The sequence below is a fragment of the uncultured Solobacterium sp. genome, from assembly GCF_963517755.1.
Lineage (GTDB): Bacteria > Bacillota_I > Bacilli_A > Erysipelotrichales > Erysipelotrichaceae > Bulleidia.
Genome location: NZ_CAUQGG010000007.1, coordinates 1 through 24,176, shown reverse-complemented (window position 1 = coordinate 24,176; position 24,176 = coordinate 1). Strand labels below are relative to the sequence as shown.

24 protein-coding genes and 3 tRNA genes are annotated in these 24,176 nt (G+C 37.8%); 9 read left to right on the top strand and 18 right to left on the bottom strand.

What is annotated here, in order from left to right:
- Positions 1-10: 10 nt before the first annotated feature.
- Genes RWM19_RS05350 through murQ form a run of 3 tightly spaced genes read right to left on the bottom strand, consistent with a single transcriptional unit; the run spans position 11 to position 2,929 of the window.
- The gene (locus RWM19_RS05350; RefSeq protein ID WP_313984572.1) at positions 11-934 is read right to left on the bottom strand and encodes a TIGR01212 family radical SAM protein; all 924 of its coding nucleotides are present in this window, start codon (positions 932-934) and stop codon (positions 11-13) included.
- 41 nt (positions 935-975) lie between these two features.
- Positions 976-2,025, bottom strand: coding sequence for a MupG family TIM beta-alpha barrel fold protein (locus tag RWM19_RS05345; protein ID WP_313984569.1), 1,050 nt, complete (start codon positions 2,023-2,025; stop codon positions 976-978).
- Between the two features lies 1 nt (position 2,026).
- Entirely contained in the window at positions 2,027-2,929 is a 903-nt protein-coding gene (gene murQ / locus RWM19_RS05340) for an N-acetylmuramic acid 6-phosphate etherase (protein WP_313984567.1), read from the bottom strand.
- A gap of 153 nt (positions 2,930-3,082) precedes the next feature.
- Here murQ and RWM19_RS05335 point away from each other — a divergent pair, with 153 nt between their 5' ends.
- Positions 3,083-3,931, top strand: a complete 849-nt coding sequence (locus RWM19_RS05335) for a MurR/RpiR family transcriptional regulator (protein WP_294023382.1) — start codon at positions 3,083-3,085, stop codon at positions 3,929-3,931.
- 20 nt (positions 3,932-3,951) lie between these two features.
- Here RWM19_RS05335 and RWM19_RS05330 read toward each other — a convergent pair whose 3' ends face one another.
- The 6 genes from RWM19_RS05330 to RWM19_RS05305 form a co-directional block, all read right to left on the bottom strand.
- Complete coding sequence (locus RWM19_RS05330; protein WP_313984562.1) at positions 3,952-4,890, bottom strand: nucleoside hydrolase; 939 nt, start codon at positions 4,888-4,890, stop codon at positions 3,952-3,954.
- Positions 4,887-5,846, bottom strand: a complete 960-nt coding sequence (locus tag RWM19_RS05325) for a nucleoside hydrolase (RefSeq protein WP_313984558.1) — start codon at positions 5,844-5,846, stop codon at positions 4,887-4,889. Before RWM19_RS05325 ends, RWM19_RS05330 begins: the two co-directional genes overlap by 4 nt.
- Entirely contained in the window at positions 5,843-6,802 is a 960-nt protein-coding gene (locus tag RWM19_RS05320) for an ABC transporter permease (RefSeq protein WP_313984555.1), read from the bottom strand. The genes RWM19_RS05325 and RWM19_RS05320 overlap by 4 nt, the downstream gene beginning before the upstream one ends.
- A gap of 1 nt (position 6,803) precedes the next feature.
- Entirely contained in the window at positions 6,804-7,949 is a 1,146-nt protein-coding gene (locus RWM19_RS05315; RefSeq protein WP_294020020.1) for an ABC transporter permease, read from the bottom strand.
- Positions 7,942-9,501 (bottom strand): ABC transporter ATP-binding protein, encoded by a 1,560-nt coding sequence (locus RWM19_RS05310; protein ID WP_313984552.1) that lies wholly within the window; start codon positions 9,499-9,501, stop codon positions 7,942-7,944. Before RWM19_RS05310 ends, RWM19_RS05315 begins: the two co-directional genes overlap by 8 nt.
- A 230-nt stretch (positions 9,502-9,731) precedes the next feature.
- Positions 9,732-10,859 (bottom strand): BMP family ABC transporter substrate-binding protein, encoded by a 1,128-nt coding sequence (locus tag RWM19_RS05305; RefSeq protein ID WP_313984549.1) that lies wholly within the window; start codon positions 10,857-10,859, stop codon positions 9,732-9,734.
- A gap of 138 nt (positions 10,860-10,997) precedes the next feature.
- Between RWM19_RS05305 and add the strand changes: the two genes are divergently transcribed.
- Entirely contained in the window at positions 10,998-12,029 is a 1,032-nt protein-coding gene (add, locus tag RWM19_RS05300) for an adenosine deaminase (RefSeq protein WP_313984546.1), read from the top strand.
- Positions 12,023-12,760, top strand: coding sequence for a nucleoside phosphorylase (locus tag RWM19_RS05295; RefSeq protein WP_313984543.1), 738 nt, complete (start codon positions 12,023-12,025; stop codon positions 12,758-12,760). The genes add and RWM19_RS05295 overlap by 7 nt, the downstream gene beginning before the upstream one ends.
- A 9-nt stretch (positions 12,761-12,769) precedes the next feature.
- Here RWM19_RS05295 and RWM19_RS05290 read toward each other — a convergent pair whose 3' ends face one another.
- A complete protein-coding gene (locus RWM19_RS05290; protein ID WP_313984540.1) occupies positions 12,770-13,666 on the bottom strand; it encodes a ribokinase in 897 nt (298 codons plus the stop codon).
- A gap of 159 nt (positions 13,667-13,825) precedes the next feature.
- Between RWM19_RS05290 and RWM19_RS05285 the strand changes: the two genes are divergently transcribed.
- The 4 genes from RWM19_RS05285 (at position 13,826) to RWM19_RS05270 (ending at position 14,672) form a co-directional block, all read left to right on the top strand.
- Positions 13,826-14,311 (top strand): HD domain-containing protein, encoded by a 486-nt coding sequence (locus RWM19_RS05285; protein WP_294020014.1) that lies wholly within the window; start codon positions 13,826-13,828, stop codon positions 14,309-14,311.
- A 109-nt stretch (positions 14,312-14,420) separates the two neighbouring features.
- Positions 14,421-14,511: transfer RNA gene (locus RWM19_RS05280), tRNA-Ser, on the top strand.
- 6 nt (positions 14,512-14,517) lie between these two features.
- Positions 14,518-14,594, top strand: a tRNA-Asp gene (locus RWM19_RS05275).
- Between the two features lie 4 nt (positions 14,595-14,598).
- Positions 14,599-14,672: transfer RNA gene (locus RWM19_RS05270), tRNA-Gly, on the top strand.
- Between the two features lie 51 nt (positions 14,673-14,723).
- Here the strand turns inward: RWM19_RS05270 and RWM19_RS05265 are convergent.
- Positions 14,724-14,927, bottom strand: coding sequence for a hypothetical protein (locus RWM19_RS05265; protein ID WP_313984535.1), 204 nt, complete (start codon positions 14,925-14,927; stop codon positions 14,724-14,726).
- A 296-nt stretch (positions 14,928-15,223) separates the two neighbouring features.
- Here RWM19_RS05265 and RWM19_RS05260 point away from each other — a divergent pair, with 296 nt between their 5' ends.
- Together RWM19_RS05260 and RWM19_RS05255 are read left to right on the top strand one after the other, a co-directional pair.
- Positions 15,224-16,282 (top strand): hypothetical protein, encoded by a 1,059-nt coding sequence (locus tag RWM19_RS05260; RefSeq protein WP_313984533.1) that lies wholly within the window; start codon positions 15,224-15,226, stop codon positions 16,280-16,282.
- A 136-nt stretch (positions 16,283-16,418) separates the two neighbouring features.
- On the top strand, positions 16,419-17,651 hold the full coding sequence (locus RWM19_RS05255) for an MFS transporter (protein ID WP_294023393.1): 1,233 nt from the start codon (positions 16,419-16,421) through the stop codon (positions 17,649-17,651).
- A 26-nt stretch (positions 17,652-17,677) separates the two neighbouring features.
- Here RWM19_RS05255 and RWM19_RS05250 read toward each other — a convergent pair whose 3' ends face one another.
- The 7 genes from RWM19_RS05250 to RWM19_RS05220 all read right to left on the bottom strand — a co-directional run bounded on the left by RWM19_RS05250 (position 17,678) and on the right by RWM19_RS05220 (position 24,007).
- On the bottom strand, positions 17,678-19,249 hold the full coding sequence (locus tag RWM19_RS05250; RefSeq protein WP_313984528.1) for a UDP-N-acetylmuramoyl-tripeptide--D-alanyl-D-alanine ligase: 1,572 nt from the start codon (positions 19,247-19,249) through the stop codon (positions 17,678-17,680).
- A gap of 1 nt (position 19,250) precedes the next feature.
- Positions 19,251-20,012 carry an alpha/beta hydrolase gene (locus RWM19_RS05245; protein WP_313984525.1) on the bottom strand — a complete coding sequence of 254 codons (762 nt, stop codon included), beginning with the start codon at positions 20,010-20,012 and terminating at the stop codon, positions 19,251-19,253.
- A gap of 53 nt (positions 20,013-20,065) precedes the next feature.
- A complete protein-coding gene (locus RWM19_RS05240; protein ID WP_313984522.1) occupies positions 20,066-21,469 on the bottom strand; it encodes a HAMP domain-containing sensor histidine kinase in 1,404 nt (467 codons plus the stop codon).
- Positions 21,469-22,128 carry a response regulator transcription factor gene (locus RWM19_RS05235; RefSeq protein WP_006525508.1) on the bottom strand — a complete coding sequence of 220 codons (660 nt, stop codon included), beginning with the start codon at positions 22,126-22,128 and terminating at the stop codon, positions 21,469-21,471. The genes RWM19_RS05240 and RWM19_RS05235 overlap by 1 nt, the downstream gene beginning before the upstream one ends.
- Positions 22,129-22,226: 98 nt before the next feature.
- Positions 22,227-22,466, bottom strand: coding sequence for a hypothetical protein (locus tag RWM19_RS05230; RefSeq protein ID WP_294023839.1), 240 nt, complete (start codon positions 22,464-22,466; stop codon positions 22,227-22,229).
- A gap of 105 nt (positions 22,467-22,571) precedes the next feature.
- Positions 22,572-23,600 (bottom strand): glycosyltransferase family 2 protein, encoded by a 1,029-nt coding sequence (locus RWM19_RS05225; RefSeq protein WP_294023841.1) that lies wholly within the window; start codon positions 23,598-23,600, stop codon positions 22,572-22,574.
- Between the two features lie 146 nt (positions 23,601-23,746).
- Entirely contained in the window at positions 23,747-24,007 is a 261-nt protein-coding gene (locus tag RWM19_RS05220; protein WP_294020003.1) for a SemiSWEET family transporter, read from the bottom strand.
- Between the last annotated feature and the right edge of the window lie 169 nt (positions 24,008-24,176).

Sequence of the window (24,176 nt, the reverse complement as noted above, 5' to 3'; positions counted from 1 at the left end):
CCCATACACATTATTTTGACAATTTACAACCCTGTATATAATTTTTTATCTTCAACATATGATTGATAGAATTTAATACTCTCCGTTTATCTATACTCCATAATGGCGCAATCAACTCATCCGCATTTCCATCTCCTGTTAAGCGATGGATTACAATATGTTCATCTAAATGTGCAATACACTCTGTCACAAGTTCTACGTACTCATCCATCTCTAAAACATGATATTGAGATGGATTCAATAAATATTGCATCCCTAATCTTGTATTTTTTAAATAATGTAATAACTGTAACTTCACACCATCAATTGCACATGCATTTAAATGTTGTATCGTTTCTAACAACATCTTTTGATCTTCCCCAGGAAGGCCAATAATGATATGCACAATCACACTGATATTAATTGCCTTTAGATCCTTAACCGCTTTATCAAACACTTCAAGTGGATAACCACGGTTCATCCATTTGGCAGTACTCTCATGAATCGTTTGTAAACCAAGTTCTATCCAAATAAACTTATTTGGATAATTCTCTTTTAATTCTTTTAAAAGTGAGATAACATCTTCTCCTAAACAATCAGGTCTAGTCGCAATAGAAATGCCCGCAAATAAATCATCTTGTAAGGCTGCGGTAAAGATTTTCCGTAGCTTTACGATAGATGCGTAGGTATTTGTAAAGGATTGAAAATATGCGATATAGTCACCCTTAGGAATTTCTTGGTGATTATAAATCAGTTCTTCTCTGCTTAAACGTTTCCCTTCATAGGAAATTGCAAAATCCCCAGAACCACCTTCACCACAGAAGATACAACCTCCAACAGCGACCTTGCCATCGCGATTTGGACAAGTCATACCTGTTTCAAGTGCTACTTTGTAAAGTTTACGTCCGAAGGTATCTTTGAGATATTGTGGAAATGAATAATACAGTTGTTTCATATCTCTATTTTATGATGAAATGCAAAAGAAAAGAAGATACATCACATATCTTCTCTTACAAATCGAATTTTCATGCCACCCTTAATAAGTTTTAAGATAGACAAGTCCTTAGGTGATACATGACCAATAACATTCACACGATTATCTGCTGGAAGTGCGCTACGGACAATCTGTACTTCTCCTGCATAACGCAGGTAAGCATCATTATCCATGGTGATTGCGCCAATTTCACGTGTCGTTGTGTTGTTTGGTGCGATGTGTTCATCTGCCTTCTTTAATAAGCGTGCTTCTTCTACACGAATAATCCAAGAAGGACTATCGATACGACAAGTTACTTCCTTATCATAGAAATGTTCCGCATGTTTTAAAGTGGCTGGAATATCAATTACCCCTGTATCGCAATACGATTGAATGCGCTGTATCTCATATGCACTGATTCCAGGATCTCCTACAAATACTTGATCTACATGATACTTTAACGTTAGCTCCATAAACGCTGCGTATGGAGAAATATGGCGATGATGTTCCAGAGTTGGTAAACCCTCAAAGATAGGTCCACGCTTTAATACATCCCCTGGGATGAAGGCAATCACGTGGATACCTGCAGCCTGTAATGACTGTGTAATCTTTAAGAAGTACTCGTCATCTAGCCCTGTTTCACTACGTGGATAGTAGTTATGCATGGCAAGGATTTCTTTTCCTTCACGCACCAAGTCTTCTACTTCATCCACACGAATGGTGGATGCGTTTAGTACAATTGGCATCTCTTTTGCTAACGCTAGCATCTCCGCATGGTCAAAACCATAATCCAAGCGCAATGCATATACATCTAGTAACTTTGCGATTTCTCGTACAGAGGAGACCTGAAATAACTCTAATGATTTTGTAGATACATCCGCCACAATACGGAAACCCTCTTCATTTAACCAAGCACACATTGCATGCATGTCTTTTGTATATGTATCACTAAACTCTTCTGCGATGTGTAATGACACAAATACAAGTGGATGATTCTTTCCTACGCCTTGCAAGTATGACTTTTGTTTTTCAAATGTACTTAAAAATACAGAATATCCTAATGAATTTGCCATTTTATTTCTCCATGATTGCTTCACGGACATGACCACAAGCTTTTTCTAAACGAATCAATGCGTCTTCGTAAGAACAATTTGCCAGAATCATCGTGATAGCCACCTTACATGAACCTTTTGCTGTATCTATCGTAGCACGTGCTACAGAGCGTTCAACCCCCGTAGCTTCCATAACAATATTTTCTGCGCGATTGCGTAGTTTCTCATTTGTCTGCATTACGTCAACCATAAGGTTTTGATAAGCTTTTCCAAGACCTACCATCGTTGCAGTAGAAATCATATTAAGAATCATCTTTTCAGCTGTACCAGACTTCAAACGTGTAGAACCTGTTAATACTTCAGCCCCTACCGGAACATCCACCGCAATTTCGGCAACTTCACCAATCTTAGAATGATATGTATTTGAGATTGCGGCCGTATGACAACCTAGCTCTTGGGCATAAGAAAGTCCACCCAAAACATATGGCGTACGACCACTCGCTGCTAAACCAATAACGACATCTCTTTCATTTAAACCAATTTGAATTAAATCTTGTTTAGCAAGCTCTGTGGAATCTTCCGATCCCTCACGTGCTTTGATAAAAGCACCTTCACCACCCGCAATCAAACCAACAACAACATCTGGGGATACACCAAATGTTGGAGGACATTCTGCCGCATCAAGCACGCCTAATCTTCCACTTGTTCCTGCACCCATATAGATGATTCTGCCACCTTTACTGATTGCCTCAATACAATACTGAATTATCTTTGCAATATTAGGAAGATGTGGTTGAATCGAAGAAGCAATTAACGCATCTTCACGGTTCATCTCTGTAATGATTTCAAGTGAACTCATCTGATCCAAATTCATCGTATTTTCATTGCGGTGTTCTGTAGCGATTGTTTGAAGATTAATTGTCATATGCGTACGCCTCCTATGATATGTTCTAGTATATAAATCTATATTCATATTATAGGAAGAATGATAACAAAATTTCAATATTGATACTTTTTTTCGAAATAATATTTCTGTTTTTGGGATAATATGCTATTGTTTCTATAGGAGAATACAGCCATGAAAAATGCACTTATTCGATTACGTGAACATTACCACGAGTTAGCCGGTGCAGAAAGAACTGTCGCGGAATATATTCTTAAAAACCCTGAAACCGCAAGTACACTTTCTGTGCAGGAATTAGCACATAAAAGTTTTTCATCCCCATCTGCGGTTGTTAGAATGTGTCATCGTATCAACTTTGATGGATACAAAGATTTCAAACGCAGCTTGACTATTGAATTAGCACTCCACGCAAAAACTGGCGAACAGATGTATAACGAAGAAATCAAAAGAACCGATAATATCACAGATATCATTCGTAAGGTAACAGCCAAAAATGCAAAATCTTTAGATGAAACCGAAAAGTTAATGGATGTCGAAACATTGCGCGAATGCGTAAAAATCATGAATGACGCAAGAAATATTATCCTTGTTGGAATGGGTGCTTCCCTAGTTACTCTACGTGATTTATATCTGAAGTTACTACGTATCTCAAAGCCATGTACCATTAATGAAGACTGGCATTCACAGCTTCTTAGCTGTAAGAACAGTACTGCAGAAGATGTAGCGATTGTTTGTTCCTACTCTGGTAATACCACCGAAGTTATTACATGCATGAATGCTCTGAAGGAAAACCTAACTCCAATCATCGCAATTACACGTTGTGTTGATACACCAGTTTCTAAGCTGGCGGATCATAAATTATATACAACCGAGAATGAATCCCTTTTGCGTACAGCCGCAATGTCATCTCGTATCTCTCAGTTAAACATTATTGATATTCTCTATACTGCACTCGGCACGATGAATTACGATGAAACGATTAAAGTATTACATCGTACTTACATTGAAAAACCAAAGAACTAAAAAAGCGGAGACCCCGCTTTTTAATATTGTTGTAATAAACCTTTTAGAGTACTTGCGAATTTCTCACGATCAACACCAAGCATTACCATAGTTTCACGTGTCTTAAACTTTGTATCACTCCATATGTCTGTAACCGTCTTACCAAAACATAAGCGACTCTGTGTTTCCACATAGACACCTGCTTTTTGTCCTGTAAAGATTTCAGGATACTGCAAGTAAATTAATGGACATGCATCATGAATACAGAGTATCTCACGCTTGTAGTTTTTGATATAAAAATTTAGATTGGATTGTACAACATCCACAAAGAATTTGCTGATCTTCGTATTAAAATCACGAATATCCTGAATATCTTTACCATCTAGGTAGGCATCAACTGTTACATCTAAACCAAACATAACAACCGGAATACCACTTTGCATAACTGTTTCTGCAGAATGAGGATCTGCATAGATATTAAACTCAGCTGCCATTGTTGCATTACCTCCAACAGCTGCACCACCCATAATGAGAATTCTTTCAATCATATCCTTCAAATCAGGATGAGAGATAATTGCATTTGCGATATTTGTCAAAGGTCCTACCGCAACAATCTGTAGTTTGCCACCTTCTTTTTTCGCAGCCTCATAGATTGCATCCCATGCATGCATTGTTTCCTTTACAGCTGAAGAATCTGGAATCACAACACCACCAAGTCCATCTTTACCATGTACTTCGGAAGCATCATCTAATTCTACGCACATTGGTTTAATTGCGCCTGGATATACTTTAATATCTTCTCTACCTGCATAGGCAAGTACATTACGACAGTTTTTAAATGTCTTGGCATGTTCTACGTTTCCAGCAACTGAGGAAATACCACGAATTGCAAGTTTATCTAACTTGAGCGCACAAAGGAGTGCAACCGCATCATCAACACCAGTATCAGTATCAATCCAAATTGGAATTAAATCTGTCATGCGATATCCACCTTTCTGCCCTCGTATGTCTTACATACTTCCACTAGTAAATCAACAAATTTATCACGGTCAACACCGAGCACAGCAGTAACATTATTCGGATTTCCACTAGATTGGTGCCAATCTGCGATAGTCGCACCACGTGTGTAGTGACCCTCAGTGTCGACTTCAACATACATCTCTTGTGTTGTAAAGATTTCAGGCTTCATTAATACTGCCACAGCACATGGATCATGTAATGGCGAACCATTCCAACCAAGTTCTGCGTGATGCTTGAAGAAGAAATCTAACCAATCCGCAACGATACCAGATACCTGGTTTCCAATTTCACGGATTCTCTTTTCATCCTGTGGATAAACGATAGCCTTCTCTGTTACATCAAGACCACACATTGTTAGTGGGATACCTGATGTAAATACGATTTGTGCAGCTTCTGGATCTTCAAAGATATTGAATTCAGCAGCCGGGGTCCAGTTACCGTTTCTAAGTCCACCACCCATGATGGAAATTCTTCCAATCTTGGATTTTAATTCTGGATGAGTTAGTAATAACGCTGCTACGTTTGTTTGTGGACCGGTAGCGATAATCGTTACCGGTTCTTCACTTTCTCTTAACACTTTCGCCATCAAATCCACAGAGGATAATTCTGATAACTGCATGCATGGTTCAGGTAGTGCAGGACCATCCAAGCCAGATTCACCATGGAAATTTCCAGCAGTAATTAATGGGGATAATAATGGTAACTCTCTCCCTTTCGCAATTGGCGCATCAATCCCTAGTAAAGTACAAATACGCATTGCGTTATATGTTGTTTTAGATAGTGTTTGATTACCTGCCACACTTGTCACTGCTTTGATATCAAAGGCAGGATTTGCCTTAGCAAATACCCAAGCAATCGCATCATCGTGACCTGGATCACCATCTAAGATGACTGGTATTTTCTTGATTTCACTCATGCGTTCACCTTCTCTGCATTTTCACGACGTGCACGCTTTGCACGACTTGCCGCAATCAGAGCGAATACAACTAAACCGATAATCGTTACCAAATATGGAATTGGTGAAACAAGGTTGGAATCAACACCTGTCGCAGATAACTTGATACCAAATGCCTGTGCAAATCCAAAGATAAGCGCTGCTAGCATGCATCCTAAAGGCTCACCAGCACCCATTGCCTGTGCAGCAAGTGCAATAAATCCACGTCCAGCAACCATGTCGAGGGACCAACCCATCGCATAGTACATAGACATAAACGCACCACCCATACCGCAGAGTACACCGGCGATAACCATTGTAATGTACTTCACGCGGATAACACTTACACCAACGGAAGAAGCCGCATGAGAGTTTTCACCAACAGAGCGGATATTTAATCCTAGTGGTGTATGGTATAGCAATACCCATGTTAAGAACACACAGATAAATGCAAAGTATGTTAATAAACTATGTCCGGATAATACCTGTCCAATCACAGGGATCTTATCGATGAGTGGAATTGTAATACTTGGAATCTGTAACTTCTGTGTAATCAAAGAAGTTGTAGAAGTAAGTTGTGATCCCTGGGTAATTCCTGTAATTACCTTAACTAAGAAGATTGTTCCACCAGATCCAATCATATTGACTGCAGTACCAGTTAAGATAATGTTTGTCTTTAGATTGAATGCAAAGAATCCCATCAGTAAGCTAACGATAATACCTACAGCAATTGCCACAAGTAAACCAACAAACCAATTTCCAGAATAGTAAGCAAATAAGGAACCAAACAACGCGGAAATCATCATAGTACCTTCAAGACCGATGTTAGAAACACCCGCTTTTTCACAGATAACAGCAGCCATGGTCGCAAATAAGATTGGAGCTGTAATACGGAAAATTGCGAAGAAGAATTCTGGTGTCATAATTAGTGAAAACATCTTACTTCACGCTCCCTTCTACAATCGCTCCAACTTGTTTTTCGCGCAACTCCTCTTCAGCACTCTTAACGACAAGTCTTTGACGATACTTGGATAAGAATTGATCGGCCGCAAAGAACAAGAAGATAATCGCTTGAATAATATCAATCAACTGTGCAGGAACTGCAGCGTAGGTTGACATTAAAGTACATCCTTTTTCAAGATATGCCATAAAGAATGCGGCGAGCGGAACAAATGCTGGGTTATTACCAGCCAAAATCGCTACGGTAATACCCGTCCAACCATACCCCGGTTGCGCTAACCAGTCGAAGTATTGGTTTCTTCCTAGCATTTCGATGCCTCCACCCATACCTGCTAGTAATCCACCGATCACTTGCGAAAGGATGATGATCATTACAACGTTCATACCAGAGTACATAGAGAACTTCTGGTTGATACCAATCATACGGATTGCATATCCCCAACGTGTACGATACATAAATAGTGCAATAATAATTGTCATTACAATTGCGATAGCGAAACCAATAGATAGCTTAGAACCATTATCAATTAACTGAGGTAGTGCAGCGTTTGCCTGGAAGTTACTTGTCTGAACTGTACCCTTTGTCTTATCAGCGATAAACGCATTCATCATAAACTTGATAACGTACATGATGACATAGTTTAACATTAAGGAGTTTACCATTTCACTGACATTTAACTTTGCCTTTAATACTGCAGGAATTAACATCATCACACCTGTAACGACTGCACCTGCAAGAATGGCAACGATTGGTAGTAATGCACCCGGTAATGGAACATATACTGCAACTAAAGAAGTCACAAACGCACCAAGTAAGATACCACCCTCAGAGCCAAGGTTAAATTGGTTTGCCGAGAACATCACACAAGTTGCTAGACCCGTAAAGATAATAGGAATCATGCTTGCAAGTACATCTGTAAAACCCTTTACACTAAACGTACCATTTGCACGGAATATCGGTTGAATCAACATTGCCTTCAAAGAACTTAATGTCGCAAGTAGTCTTGCACCAAAACTATCTCCCTTTGAACTAATAAAGATTAGGATTGCCGCAACTAGTAACGCAATACCGATAGCCATTGCGCCACGTACAATACTAAATATCAAACTTCTTTTCTTATTCATGACAAACCCTCGCAATCTCTTCTGCTGTTTGTTTCTTAATACCCAACATGTATTGACCCATGATTTCGTCATTTAACTGACTCGTATCTTCAAAGTACGCAACAATCTGACCACCATACATGACGATTAAACTATCAGATAATTCCATAACTTCATTTAAGTCTGCAGATACTAATAACACACCAATTCCAGAACGTGATAATTCTACTAGCTTTTTACGGATAAATTCCGTCGCACCAACATCGATACCACGCGTTGGTTGATCAGCGATAATCAAATCTGGCTGATTGGAGAATTCACGTGCAACAACAACCTTCTGAATATTACCACCAGATAACATCCCAACCTTCTGGTCGCGGCTCTTGCACAATACTTTATATTCTTTAATGAGGGCATCCGTCTCTTCATGCATGTTTTTCATGTTAAACATCAAACCCTTGTTCATCTTCTTAGAATCTGCACGGTCAGAGATAATATTTTCTTCAATTGACGCATTTGCGGCAATACCAAATAACATACGATCTTCTGGTACTAATGAGATATGTTTCTCACGTAATTGGCGTTGGTTTAAACCTATGATATTATCACCCTTCATTGTGATAGTTCCCTCATTTGGTTTATTTAAACCAAACAACATATCGACAAGTTCCTTTTGACCATTACCTTCAACACCCGCAATACCAAGAATTTCTCCTTTACGAACGGATAGAGATACGCCATTGAGCATCTTCTTGCCCCAGTCATTGACATAATGTAGGTCTCTGACTCTTAGGATTTCTTCTGTTGGTTTTGCGGCATCCTTTTGAACCTGTAAGACAACATCACGTCCTACCATCAAGCGAGAAATCTTCTCGGGTGTAACATCCTTTGTCTCATAGACACCCATAAATTTACCACCACGTAAGATACTTAAACGATCAGTAATCTCCATGATTTCGTTTAACTTATGAGAGATAAAGATTAATGTATAACCCTGTTCTTTTAGATGCTTTAACTCCTTAAATAGTTCTGTTGTTTCTTGGGTAGTTAAAACAGCAGTAGGCTCATCTAAAATCAAAATCTTAGCACCACGTACTAATGCCTTTAAGATTTCTACTTTCTGCTTCATTCCAACCGGAATATCGACAACACGCGCATTTGGGTCTACTGCCAAGTTAAACTTCTTGGAGTATTCCTCAGTAATCTTGATTGCCTTTTGACGATCGATGAAAATACCGTTCTTCTTTGGAGTCATACCCAATACGATATTTTCAGCGACAGTTAAACTTGGCACCAACATAAAATGTTGGTGAACCATTCCGATACCCTTTGAAATCGCTACATTCGGTGATGATAAATGTACCTTTTCGCCATTGACGTAAATCTCACCTTCTGTAGGTTGCTCTAAACCAAACAACATCTTCATCAGTGTTGATTTACCAGCACCATTTTCTCCCATCAGCGCATGAATTTCGCCTTTGCGTACATTCAAGTCAACATCCTGGTTTGCCACGACACCATTAGGATAAATCTTGCGAATGCCTTTCATTTGAATGACATATTCTTCGTTCATATCTCTTACCTCATTCCATTTTATATACAGGTGATCTTTTTAAAATGAAAATCCAGTTCCAACCACCATCCCAAGTTATTTTCAAAACTATTGAAAACTACACTTTTCGGCAGCTGAAACTGGATTCATAATCACCAAAGATACTAATCAGATATATTGTTTTTTCGTGGTTGAATGAAACTTTTAAATTTCTACGTAAAACAATTTATGAATCTTTTGTATCGCTACGATTAAGGACGTACCTTTTCACGTAATGTTTCTAAATCTTTAGATGTATTTCCTAATGCTGTAGGAACTTCAACCTTACCGTCTAAGATAGCCTGAATAGCTTCGTTAACCTTGTCCTTAGTTGCTTGAGAAGCATACTTGGCAAAGTTCTTGTCAGTTACTACACCAACGCCATTTTCCTTCAAGCCTAAAGTAACTTCTGTTCCCCAGTGTTCTCTACCTGCATCCCATTCATCAAATACCCAAATGAGAGAGTTACCAACATTCTTTAAACCAGATGTTAATGTGATCGCTGCTAAGTCAGGAGAGAAAGTAGATTCCTGGTCTGAGTCAACACCGATAAACCATGCAGTATTCTTTTCAAGAGCTGCTTCAGCTGCACCATTACCAGCATTACCAGCAACACCCCAGATAATATCAGCCTTGTTATCGCTAATCATGGATAAACCATATTCCTTAGCAATCGCTGTATCTACATAGTCATTTGTATAACGTGTATCAACCTTGATTTCTGGATCAACGTTCTGAGCACCTGTAATATAGCCATATAAGAAGTCATTGATAACTGGGCTATCAATACCACCAACGAAACCAATTACCTTTTCAGGATTAATACGTTCAACAGATGTATCTGTTGTCATGCTTGCAGCTAATGTACCAATGATATAACCTAACTCATTCTGCTTGTATGTTAAGTTGAGGACATTCTTATTTTCGCCAGCATAAGTATTGTCATCAAAGATTGCATACTTCTGATCTGGATACTTTGTAGCAACTTCCTTTAAGAAGTCAGGCATCTGATATGTTCCACAGATAATTAAGTCATATTCTCCCAAATCAGATACTTCATACAATGTCTGTAGCCATCTTGGCTTATCAGCGTCTGTACCACCCATTTCAATTGTCTTTAATGTGATACGACCATCTTTTTCAAGAGTCTGTAAACCAGCTGCTGCTGAGTCAAAGAATGACTTATCACCCAAGTTACCATTAACTAGGTATGCTACGTTGTAAGTCTTTCCGTGTGTCTCTGTTGCGTTGGAACCCTGCTTTTCAGATCCCTTAGGGCCACAACCAACGAGCGGTGTTAACAACAATGCAACCATTGCTGCCTTTAATAGATTTTTCATGTATTTTCCTCCCAAAATCTTTTCAAATCACTAGTCATCTCTTAAAATAAAATAGTGAAAGCGATTTCATGTAAACTCATTTTATTATTGGGTTTTAAATAAGTCAACAAGTACATATCACCAGAAAGGACAAAAATTATGTTGAATCATATACCTAAAATTAATCTTCACTTACATCTAGACGGGTCATTCCGCATGGATACAATATGGAAACTTGCTCATGAACAAAATGTACAAATGCCTGCAGATACAATCGAAGGCTATGAAGCCTTTATTCGTAAGTGCGCAAATGCCAAAGATGTAAATGAATATCTTAAGATGTTCGATACTCCTTTGAAATGCATGCAAGATAAAGCTTCTATTACTCGTATTACAGAAGAGTTAATCGAAGACCTAGCAAATCAAGGCTATATCTATGCAGAGATTCGTTTTGCTCCACAGCTCCACACACAAAAAGGTTTAACCCAAGCCGACGCAACAGAGGCTGTATTAGAAGGCAGAAACAACGCCCTCAAAAAATATCCTAATCTTCGCATTGGTATCCTTACATGCATGATGTGCATAGGTGTTGATACACTAAACCAAAAAGAAAATATGGAAACAGTAGAAGTATGCAAGCAATACCTTGGTAGAGGCGTTGTCGGAATTGACCTTGCAGGTGCGGAAGGATTTGTACCTCTATCTAACTTTGGCCCATTATTCGCAAAGGCGAAAGAATACGGTCTACCTATGACTTGTCATGCAGGTGATAGCCAAGGCCCAGATACCGTTAAAGACGCAATGGACTTTGGTGTAACACGTATCGGTCATGGCCACCACGTATACTTTGACCAAGAACTTGTAGAGCGCGCAAAAGAAAATAAAATACTCTTTGAAATCTGTCCAACATCTAATGTACAATGTCAAACCGTACCATCGTACGCCAAGCACCCAATGAAACCTCTATATGATCAAGGGGTACTCGTTTCTGTTAACACAGACAACGATACATTTGCAGGTGTACATATTACCGATGAGTATGCCCACTGCATCAACGATATGGGATTTACTGTTGATGATATTTTCCAAATGAATATCAACGCTGCAAATGCCGCATTTGTTACAGAAGAAGAAAGAAAAGAATTACTGCATATCTTAGAAACAGCCAGAAAGGAATATGCACCATGCTAGAAGCACATATTCAATTAGACAAAAGCGTAAACGCAAAGTATGCAATCATGCCTGGAGATCCAGCCCGCATCGATCGCATCATACCATTCCTCGAAGATGTGAAAGAACTCGCGTATAACCGAGAATTCAGAAGTATATCCGGTTACTATAAAGGTGTAAAGGTTATTGCCATCTCTACTGGTATCGGTGGTTCCTCTGCTGCCATCGCCATTGAAGAGTTAAAACACATTGGCGTAGACACAATGATACGTATCGGTTCCTGTGGTGCCCTTCAAACAAATATCCAACTTGGAGATCTTATCTTCGCCATTGGCGCAGTACGTGATGAAGGCACATCCAAAGCATACGCAGATATTCGTTATCCAGCAGTTGCGGATACAGAATTCTTACTCAAATGTATCGAAACCGCAAAAGAAAATCATTGGAACTATCATACAGGAATCGTTCACAGCCACGAAAGCTTCTACATTGATACAAACGCAGAAGAAGAAAAGAAATGGTCAGCCATGGGTGTTCTTGGTGCAGATATGGAAACAGCCGCCCTATTTACAGTAGGTCGTTTACGCAACATTCGCACAATGTCCATTCTCAATAATGTCGTCCTCTATGGTCAAGATACTGCAGATGCGATTGGTGATTACGCAGATCAAACAACCAAAACGATGGAAGGTGAACGCAGAGAAATCCTTACAGCACTGGAAGCCATCTATAAGTTAGAAAAAAATGTCTGAATTTTTATTTCAGACATTTTTCATACTCTCTACTACTTGTTCTAATGTAGGAATACTTTTAGCAGCACCTTCTTTGGTAACGGTAATACTACTTGCCTTTGCGGCAATGCGCAATGCATTACCTACCGTTTCACCACGTAAGATACTTGCTAGATAGAAACCTGTGAAGGTATCACCAGCAGCCGTTGTATCAACAGCCTCTACACGATATGCATCTTGATGAATCACCCTGTCGCCAGAAATATAGTAAGAACCCTGACTTCCCACCGTTAAAATAATTTCCTTACTTGGATAAGCCTTCTGTAAACCTGCAATCACATCTTCTACCTGATCAGATGAAACATTCGCAAGTCCCTTACCTTCTACTTCATTCACCACAAAGATATCAATTAAATCTAGAGGATAGCCAAAAATCTTTTCATCCATCGGTGCAGTATTGAAGGCAATACGCAAACCCTTCTCATGTGCCTTTGTGATTAAGTATGTTAAAGAAGATATTTCATTTTGAATCAGTAATAAATCCCCCTTTTCAAAATGTGTTAATACTTCATCAATCTGCGCTTCATCAATCAACTGATTCGCACCACCGTAGAGGATAATACAGTTTTCACTATGACTTACCTGAATAATTGCATGCCCAGTCGCAGTTTCTTCATCCTTCTTTAGATAATCAACCTTTACACCATACTCTTGTAAGTAATCGATAAATGGTTGACCATCAAACCCAACACGTCCAGCATGGTATACATCTAAACCTGATTTTGCTAATGCAATAGATTGGTTTAAACCCTTCCCTCCAAAGCCTCTACTATAGGACAAAGAAGATGTCGTCTCCTTTGGCATCACAAAATGATCCATCTGATACACATGATCAAAATTCAATGATCCAAAACTTAAAACTTTCATATGTAACCTCTCTTGTCGTAAATCTTATAAATTTAATATGACATACTTCTAAGATTTATCCAAATAAAATCTCTAGCAAATCTTCCTATCTGTATAATTTTTTTCAAAAACCAGATAATATTTCTGTTCATTTCGTGCTCAATCGTATAGATTATTAGTATGAATATGCAAAACAAGCACTATAAAGCAGTCATGGATGAAGTAGAACGCTTAGAAAAAACAGGAAGATATAGTTTGGTAAAGAACTTTATTCAGCACGGAAAGACAACTGTATATGCACATTGTATCGATGTCGCACTTACAGCTTGTGAGTTAGCTGAAACTCACAATTTTGATGTAAACTATTCCGCAATGATTACTGGTGCTTTATTACATGATTATTTCTTGTATGATTGGCATATTCCACAGAAACACTTCGGATTACATGGATTTACACATCCGTATACTGCAGCCAACAATGCTAAGGATGATTATCATATCGGTCCTATCGAGGAAGATATTATTATTCATCACATGTTTCCACTAACGATGTATCCACCACAATCGAAAGAAGCTTGGGTTGTATGTTGGGCTGATAAGCTATGTGCAGCACGAGAAACAGTCACAAATCGTCTTGTATTCTTAAAAAAAGCCTTTCAGCGCTAGGCTTTACAAAAATTCATCAAAAAAGCAAAAAACATCTTGCAATGAAAAAATGACCATGGTAATATAGTAAAGCGCTGAACGGTTAGTCAGTATGCACTTGGCAATAGTTGAGGAAATACTCAAGAGGCCGAAGAGGTGCCCCTGCTAAGGGCATAGGTCGGGAAACCGGCGCGAGGGTTCAAATCCCTCTTTCCTCGCCATACATTGGTCCCGTGGAGTAGTGGTTTATCTCGTCTCCCTGTCACGGAGAAGATCGCGAGTTCGAATCTCGTCGGGACCGCCATTACGCGAGTGTAGTTCAATGGTAGAACGCCACCTTGCCAAGGTGGACACGGCGGTTCAATTCCGCTCACTCGCTCCATTAAAAATAAAACCGCTTAAATAGCGGTTTTTCTTATGTTCTGGTCAACTTTTATTTATTTTTTGCTTGGTCAATAGCATCTTGCATTGCATTTCGGATTACTTCAGCTTGGCTTATTCCGAGTTTTTGGCACGCTTCGCGAAATGACAAAACAAATTCATTTTTGTACGTGGCAGATACTCTCATCATGTTTTCTGCTCGCCACTTTGCATTATATTCTTTCTGATTAAAATCGCCGTTACTTGTTTTTGGCATATTATTGATCCTTTCTATTTCTGAGAAGCAAAACCGTTACAACACTTGCAGTAAAAATATCAACTATGACATAAATTATCATACTTGATATTTTATGAAAAACAACCCATAATTCAACTAAGGAGAGGGGCTTTCGCCCCTAGCTGTTATCACTTGGTCAGCCACCATGTGATAAGTCCGGCAATTACTCCTGATAGGACACCGACGAGGAAATCACGTGCAAGGCGTTTCAACTCATCGGTTTTTATTTTTTTAAGATCTACTTCAGATACTATATAATTAATTCAGAGGAAATTATGGAGTACGATATCTTTTATTACGAAAATGATATATCAACAATCAAGAATAACCCAAGAATCATTCTAAGCAATCCTTCTGTTTTACATGTACTTTCAGATATCATTAATCAAACCCCAAATAGTATTGATATCAATCAATACTCAAAGAATGAAATCACAAACAGTTTATTAATGATTGATGCAATTAAACTTTGCAATAATAAACTGTCTTTAAACATCCCTATTTTTATCGAAAGGGATTTACCTATATTAAAGAAATATATTTTACTTGCCAGCAATAAAATTTACCATTCAATAATGCAGCAGACTGATAACTTGATTAAAACCATCCATCAAATCCAAAATGGTTTCTCGGACCAAGTTAATCTCTATCACATGTTATGTGGATATGTTTTTGATGGAACAATATTTGATGAACTTGTAAAACATAACTTAATTACAACTCACAAAATTCATCCGGATTGCTCAGATTATCTCATCATTATGTATGAGAAGAGTAATTCTTTAAACACATATAGCAATAAACTATTATGTTCTTATAATCGCCTTAAAACACATTACGGGGTATTTAGTTCTTTTGGCGATTGTGATGGAAACCGAAATGATTTCTATCGTCAATTCATGTTACAGAATACTCATCAGTCGGATAAAATCATAAAATACTCGCCTGACGAATTGGGCTTAGCATTTCATTCCTTAATTTTCGGAAATAAAATATCGGAAAATCTTATTTCAATCTTCAATCAAAAGGGCTATACAAAAAATGGAATAATAAATATTCCAGTTTATTACTCTGATGATTTTAAAGTCGGTGATGAAATTTCCAAAATTGTTATTGACGCATGTTCGCAAATCCTAATTGAATGCCTTAATCTGTTAAGCAGAGAACAAAATTTATTATCAATTCAACACAATGTAGATATTCGTGATATCGCGAATGAAATTTATCATTTGATTTTCGGTACAGTAAATGAATTGTTAGTTCAACATAATATCGTTGCACAACCAGAGTACCATCCAGATGAAGGTAGATACTTAAAATCCTATGAAATATAGTTTATAGGATTTTTCATTATTGTCGCATCATCCTTTTTCATTGTGTTCACTATATGAAATTTTCATATTTGTTACAAAAATAATTGTTTCATAACTTGTTTTAACGCATAATCAATATCGTAGGGGAGATTGAACTATGTTTACAAAACTTACTAAGGCTGAAAAAGACTGGATCTTATATGATGTCGGTAACTCTGCCTTCATATTATTGGTATCAACAGTTATGCCGCTATACTTTAATAGTTTAGCGGAGAAAGACGGACTATCATCTGTTAGTTATCTAGCATATTGGGGATATGCCGCATCAGCCGCAACACTATGTGTCGCCTTCTTAGGCCCAGTGATTGGTACAATTACAGATTTCAAAGGATTTAAGAAACCTATCTTCTTCGCATCTGTACTTGTCGGATCACTTCTATGCTTTATGATGGGATTTATCTCACATTGGTTGATGTTCCTAATATTCTTCATTCTCGCAAAAGCCGTATATTCTTCCAGTATCATCTTCTATGATTCTATGTTAGGAGATATCACAACAGAAGAACGTCTCGATAGCGTATCCTCATTAGGATATGCATGGGGATATATCGGATCCTGTATTCCTTTTGTATTATCACTTGCAGTGATTCTTGGTGGTAAAAAGATTGGAATTTCAGGAAGTCTAGCAATGACAATTGCCTTTACAATTACAGCTATTTGGTGGTTTGTATTCTCATTACCTTTATTAAAGACGTATAAACAAACACATTATATCGAAAATACAAAGAATGCTATTGCAGAGAGTTTTAAACGCCTAGGAAATACGCTCAAAAATGCAACTAAACACAAGAAAATCTTCTTATTCTTAATCTCATTCTTCTTCTATATCGATGGTGTTTATACAATTATTGATTTAGCGACTGCGTACGGAACAGCGTTAGGCTTAGGTAGCACAAGTTTATTACTTGCATTACTACTAACACAGATTGTTGCTTTCCCTGCTGCTCTTACATTTGGTCGATTAGCACAGAAATTTGATACAACACGATTAATTCTACTTTGTATCTTTGCATATCTTGGTATCGCAATCTTTGCAATCTTCTTAGATACCCAAGTCGAATTCTGGATTCTTGCGGTATGTGTAGGATTATTCCAAGGTGGTATTCAAGCTCTATCCCGTTCTTATTTCACGAAAATTATTCCAGCTGAACAGTCTGGTGAATACTTTGGATTGATGGATATCTGTGGCAAGGGTGCAGCTTTCTTAGGTACAGCGTGTGTTTCGCTTGTATCGCAGTTAACTGGTTCAATTAGTGCTGGTGTTGGAAGTATCGCATTCTTCTTTATATTAGGTATCTTCTTCTTTATCAAAACAATTAAGACAAACTAAAAGCCCACGTGAGTGGACTTTTTTCATCAGTGACTAAATGCGTCAGGTAAATCATTTTCCAATAGAATTGTATCGGTAGGTAATGCATGCCGATAGATATGGGCAAACGCTTCTTTGACTGTCTTTACAACGATAACACGGTTCATATCAAACCCAACTTCTTCTAGACCTTCATAGATAGGCTTTGTTTGAATTTCACCAACAAGGATAACCTCATCTGCTTTACCCTTCATCTTACGACCAAATTCTTTATTTGCGTCATCTTGAATTGCGCCAAGATCAATCATACCTGGTGTTACAACATAACGTGTGTTTGGCATCATTGATAGTACTTCGAGTGCCATTGCAGATCCTACTGGGTTAGAGTTAAATGCATCATCGATAAAGCGATAGCCATTGATTGTCTTTAGTTCTAAGCGATGTTCTACTTGTTTCATTGTCTTAGCTGCACGTTGAATCGTTGACCATGGCACATTGAGATGTCTTGCGACACAGATTGCGGATAGAATATTGAGAATATTTAATTCGCCAAGAAGCTTTGTTTCGATACGTACACGTTCATCACGATGAACGACCGTAAAAGATGAACCCATACGTGTGTAAGTAATATCATCTGCGTAGTAATCTACATCTCTACTCTTTACTCCATAACTAACTGTCTTAACTGGATTCTTTAGGCGATAGTTACGGATAAAGTCATTATCATAGTTCATGACTCCAAGGCCATTCTTTGGTAACAGTTCCATCATCTGCATTTTTTCTTTGATGATATTCTCTTGAGAGCCAAATGTCGCTAGATGTTGAGGTCCTATCGAAGTTACAACACCAATCGATGGCTGTACAAACTTCATTAAGTAAGTAATTTCACCAACATGGTCAGCACCCATCTCGCATACAAATACTTTATGAATCGGTTTTAATAAAGTACGAATCGTAATTGTAATACCCATCGGTGTATTGTAAGAAGCTGGTGTCATTAATGTATTAAACTGTTCGCCAATCATTGCCTGCATGACATTCTTAGTGGATGTCTTACCATAGCTACCAGTAATACCAATCTTGATTAGATCTTTATCTTCGCGAAGAATTTTCTTTGCTTGTCCAATGAACCACTGTTTTACAAATGTTTCAATTGGTGAAGTAATCCATCCTACAAAGAAGATTAAAATCCATGGTAGAATGATTACTAGTGTAGATATGCATGCATACTGTGGTAAGAATTTATCATTAAGAAGTATCAAACCAATTTGTAATAGAGCCATGACAACGATTTGACGTTTTACACGACCAGTATATACAAGTGGCTTTATATACTTTTTATTTTTCTCTCGAATAACATTAATACCCGTAACAAGAAGTAGCAGTACTAGCCATACCCATGCAAAGATTTTAAATCCAGCAAAGTATGTTAATAATCCTGCAACAACGATATAGCAAAGCGTTGTAACGAGCATGTCCTGTATCATCTTTTTATTTCCAACAAGCCATTTACTATATCTGCCTATTTCATAGCGATTCTGTTGAAACATGTGTAATGCATGTTTTGTTGGTATCAACATTGCGACAATTGTCGCAACTGCAAGTATCCATCTTTCCATACTATGCCGTCTCCTTTAAGAATATATCCAGAACGCGATTAAAACGGTCTGCTTGATGCCAATATGCCCAGTGGTCATCACCCGCAAATATCGCTAGACCTGCATCCGGCATCATCTTCTCCATCTGTTGTCCCATCCATAATGGTGCAGCTGTATCTAAATCACCCCACACAAGTAATACCGGACACTTCACCAAAGGTAAAAGCTCCGTAACATCATCATTAACCACCTTTACAAAAGTAGGTCTCATAATACCTTGGGCATTACGATAATCTTCCGAACCAGCATTCTTTTGCAGTTCTTCAAGTTTCTTTGTCTGACCAGTTAACTTTAAAAACCATTTACCAGCCTTAAACATCTTGACGCGAATCTTACTTTCAAGGGATTGCTTTGGACGTATACCTGCAGCACCTGTCAGACACATCTTCTTTACATTCTCTGGGTTCTTTGCAGCGTAGCGAATCGCTACACGACAGCCAAAGGAATGTCCAATAAGAATAGGATTTTGAATTTTATTTACTGCAATGAAGTCTTCTAAGAATGCTTCATAATCAGGTACACCCCAGGCAACTGGTGGATTATCACTCTCACCAAAGCCAGGAAAATCAATCGCAAATACACGATAGCAATCTTTGTAGTGATCAAAGATTGCCTGCATCATTTCCTTATTTTGACCCCATCCATGCAGAAGGATCATATCTGGTCCTTCGCCTTCTGTGATATATGTCGTTTTTACACCGTAAATCTGTTCTGTTTTTTTCATATGTCTTTCTATTTTAATCGATATCGATGAATTTTTCACCCATTTATACAAGTTTATGTTTGATGATTTTCGTTTGTTTTCTTTGGCTTTTGTTTCCTAGCATCATGCCAGATTCTAAAGCATACACCTTCGGTGAGATTTTCTGCCACTACGCGGTAACCATATGTCGTCACTACACGGTGAACAATGGATAAACCTAAACCAAATTGGCCATCTGATCCCTTTTCATAGCGATGGAATAATGTACTCAAACGGTCTTTCGAAATATTCTTACCGTCATTGATTACACATAACTCATCTTCATGTAATGTCACCTTGATATAACTCTTGGCATAACGTAATGCATTATCAATCAGATTTTCCACTACGATACGCCAAGGTTCTTCTTCGCCATGGAAGAAAACCTCTTCATCCAACTCACAGATAAAACTAATTTCTGGACGAACAACCTTGAGCGATAGTAATGCTTTATCAATAATTTTATTCATGTTGAGATGATTTCCTTCCTCAACAGTATCCTTTAAATAATCCATCTTGTTGAGGATAATCAAACTCTTCACTTTCTTTTCCAAACGATTTGCATGTTCGATAATAACATCGACAGACTTTTCTAATGTTTCGTATGGATAAATACCATCTTTAATAGATTCTCCATATGACTTAATAGTTGCGATTGGTGTCTTTAAGTCATGCGAAATATTTTGAATCATTTCTTCTTTCTCACGATTTTGTTTCTTTAGCTGTGCATTCATGTCACGAAGTGCATCCGCAACTTCACCAATCTCATCATTACGCTGCACGAATAGTTCCGCGTCTTCTTCATTCTTAATTTTGGCGATATAGTACTTAATTTGTGATAGCGGTAAAATCAAAGTTGTCACCCATATCAAAAGCATCACCATAAAGCCAATGACAAAGCTAACGTTTAACAATACAACACCATTAATCAAACTATCACGTAAGCGTTGTTGAGCAGCGTTTGACATCACTGTAATTAGTTCACGTCCATCATTTAATAGTGTTTTGGAATATAAAACAATATTATCTCCTGGCGTATTTGTTCCATCTAACTGTGCCTCTGGTGTGTAGTAAGAATCCATCGTGCCAGAATACGGAACATTCGCATTTGTCTTCAGTCTTTCTTTTAAAGTCTGATCCATCTTACTTCCATAGATAACTGTGAAAGTATTCTTCTCATGATCAAATAAGTATGCACTGATTGCGCCATCTGTCTGTACAAAGTCCAAGGACTGGCCTGGGTTTTGATCAGCGTATAAAATCAAACTTTCCTGTGCGCTGTGCAAACGATTATACATTTCCGCTTCCGTAAATCGTTCAATCGACGGGGAAAGAAAGATAATTACGAACATCGCAAAAATCATGATAAAAAGGAATACCATGCTGAGTAATTGTTGCGATAAACTCAACTCGCGCAACCACATTCGTATGCGCTTCATTATCCGAGCCTGTAACCGAATCCATAAATCGTATGAATACTTAAATTCGGCATTTTCTTTCTAAGTCTACGTAACGTATCATCTACGACACGGTCGCTACCAAAATAATTTTCTTCCCAAACTTGGGATAGAATCTGCTCACGTGGGAAGGCAGTACCGCGATTATTCACAAACATCATCAAGAGTTCAAACTCTTTCGTTGTTAGATCAATCTGCTTATCATCTTCGATGACAATTCTCTGTGCTTCATCAATTTCATATCCATCAACTTTGATATGTTCCGCTTCATCTTTATAAATTCGACGAATCAAGTTATTGACACGTAACACAAGTTCTTTTGGAGAGAATGGCTTTGTAATATAGTCATCACTACCCTTTTCCAAGCCAATGATACGGTCAAATTCTTTATCACGTGCAGACATAAAGATAACAGGTACCTCAGAGCGATAGGAACGGATAGCTTCAATGAGGTCAAATCCACTCTTATCGCCTAGCATAATGTCAAGAATCCATAGATGTACATCTTCATCAGAAGTATGAGAATAAGCCTCATCAAAATCCAAATAAGAACGCACTTCATATTCTTCCTTTTCTAAATATCTTTTTACTAATTCATTTAAATCTTTTTCGTCTTCAACGATTGCGATTACTTTTTTCATATTATCACCGCCTTTATTTTATCACAGGTTTGTTTGTTAATGTATCTATGCCACTATTGTACTCCATCAAAGAAAAAAGGGCATTAGCCCCTAAGATATTATTTATATCCATGTTTTCTCATCTTCTGATCGAAGATATCGTTGATGATTTTGCTAAGTTGTTCCTTTAGTTCACCCTGCAACTCATCACATTGTTGCGCTTGGGCATATAGTTCTGGATATTCCCTAGCAATCTTTGCAACGGTATCCTTTGTCGCATGACCTCTTACAAAGAAAGGAATCTTATGCATAACCTCATCAGGTACTAATTCAATAATCATTTTGGCTGTCTTATCCATCTTTTATTACACTCCTATCTGTTTAAAAATGAAACTGTGGTTTATTATACTCCGATTCCACCCTCATGCACGTATACTGCCCAAAAGAAAAGCGGAATCATCCGCTTAGTTAAATCCATATAGTTTTTGAGCAAGTTTATAAATTGTTAGTAATGCACTCTGGCCAAACTTACCAGGTAAGTTAACAGCTCTACCAACAAAGGAATAACGAACTTTATGATAGATTTCTTCATCTGTTTCCTGCATGTACTTCCATAAGTCTTCCTTCATCGCAAGATGTTCTGGTGTTCCAGATAACGTAGCTAGAACCGAAGTAATTGCGGAGATAATCTCTAAGTAAGAATACATATATTCCGTACAGTTAGGAATAGATTTATCATACGCACTTAATGTATCAATCATAATCTTATTGACACGTAACTGTTGGTCGAGTCGTTTGATCATAACCTTTTCGTTAACAGATTGATCATCACGACCAATAAAGTAATGGTAAAGATTAATATCTAAGTAGTATAACTTCTTCACATAAGGTAAAGGCTTGAATACATAAATATTATCTACATAGAATGTATGCTTCGGTAATACCAACTGGCTCTCACGCAATACCTCTGTACGATATACACACGCATGCATGGTCATATACTTCCCTGGAGGCATCTTTCTAACATCCTTCCAAGTAAATGTACGATTGAGTGGCAAGTAACCCTTATAGTTAATTACCTTCTTATTCTTTACACCTACTTTGTCATAGATATAGTTACATAGTACTAAGTCAGGAACATTTACAGCATCTTCACCACTGTTGCTAAACATCTCCAACTTCTCAAGTAAAGTTGCGAGTGCTTCCTCACCAAGCCAATCATCACTATCGACAACTTTGAAGAATACACCAGTCGCATTCTTAATACCTGTGTTTACTGCTTCACCATGTCCACCATTTTCTTGGTGTACAGCTTTGATGATTGTTGGATATTTTTCCGCAAGACGATCAGCAATCTCTGCTGTACCATCTTTTGAACCATCATCTACGATAATAATTTCTACTTTTTCGCCACCAGTTAATAACGTCTCTACACAGTGCTCCATGTAATCCTGTGAGTTATAACATGGTACGGCAATACTCAATATTTTCATAATTACCACCTATCTATCGTTACTATTGTAATATGAAAAAAATAATTAGGCTACCACCCTATATCACATGATCATTTAAAAATGACATCAATCACTGATGTCGTTTTACAAACACTGTATAAAATTTATACAATGGATATAACAATTTATAGTGCTGTTATGAACGTTAAGAATCCTAATACAACGCCAAAAGCATTTGGAATAATTAAGATATAATCCTTCTTTGGCTCCTTCGTCCAACCATAAATAACCCAAATTAAACAAGAAACAGCTGCAGTTAGTGGCTGGTGTGGTTGTCCCTTTATACCATTTAAGTTTGCGATAATCTGTGGGATATAAGTAATGAAAACGAAGATTCCAACAAACGCACCAATTGATCCTACAATCGTATTGATTTTCTTTTTCATATCATTTAACTCCTTTCGACAATGTGTCCTATTTTAAAAGATAATTCTCGCTTCGTCAAATGATATGCAGATATTTCACAATTTTTTCACTTGTATCAAACATAAAAATAACGACCTCAATTATTTTTGAAAGTTCCTCTTTTGATTTTATTGTTGGTGAAGGTTCCCT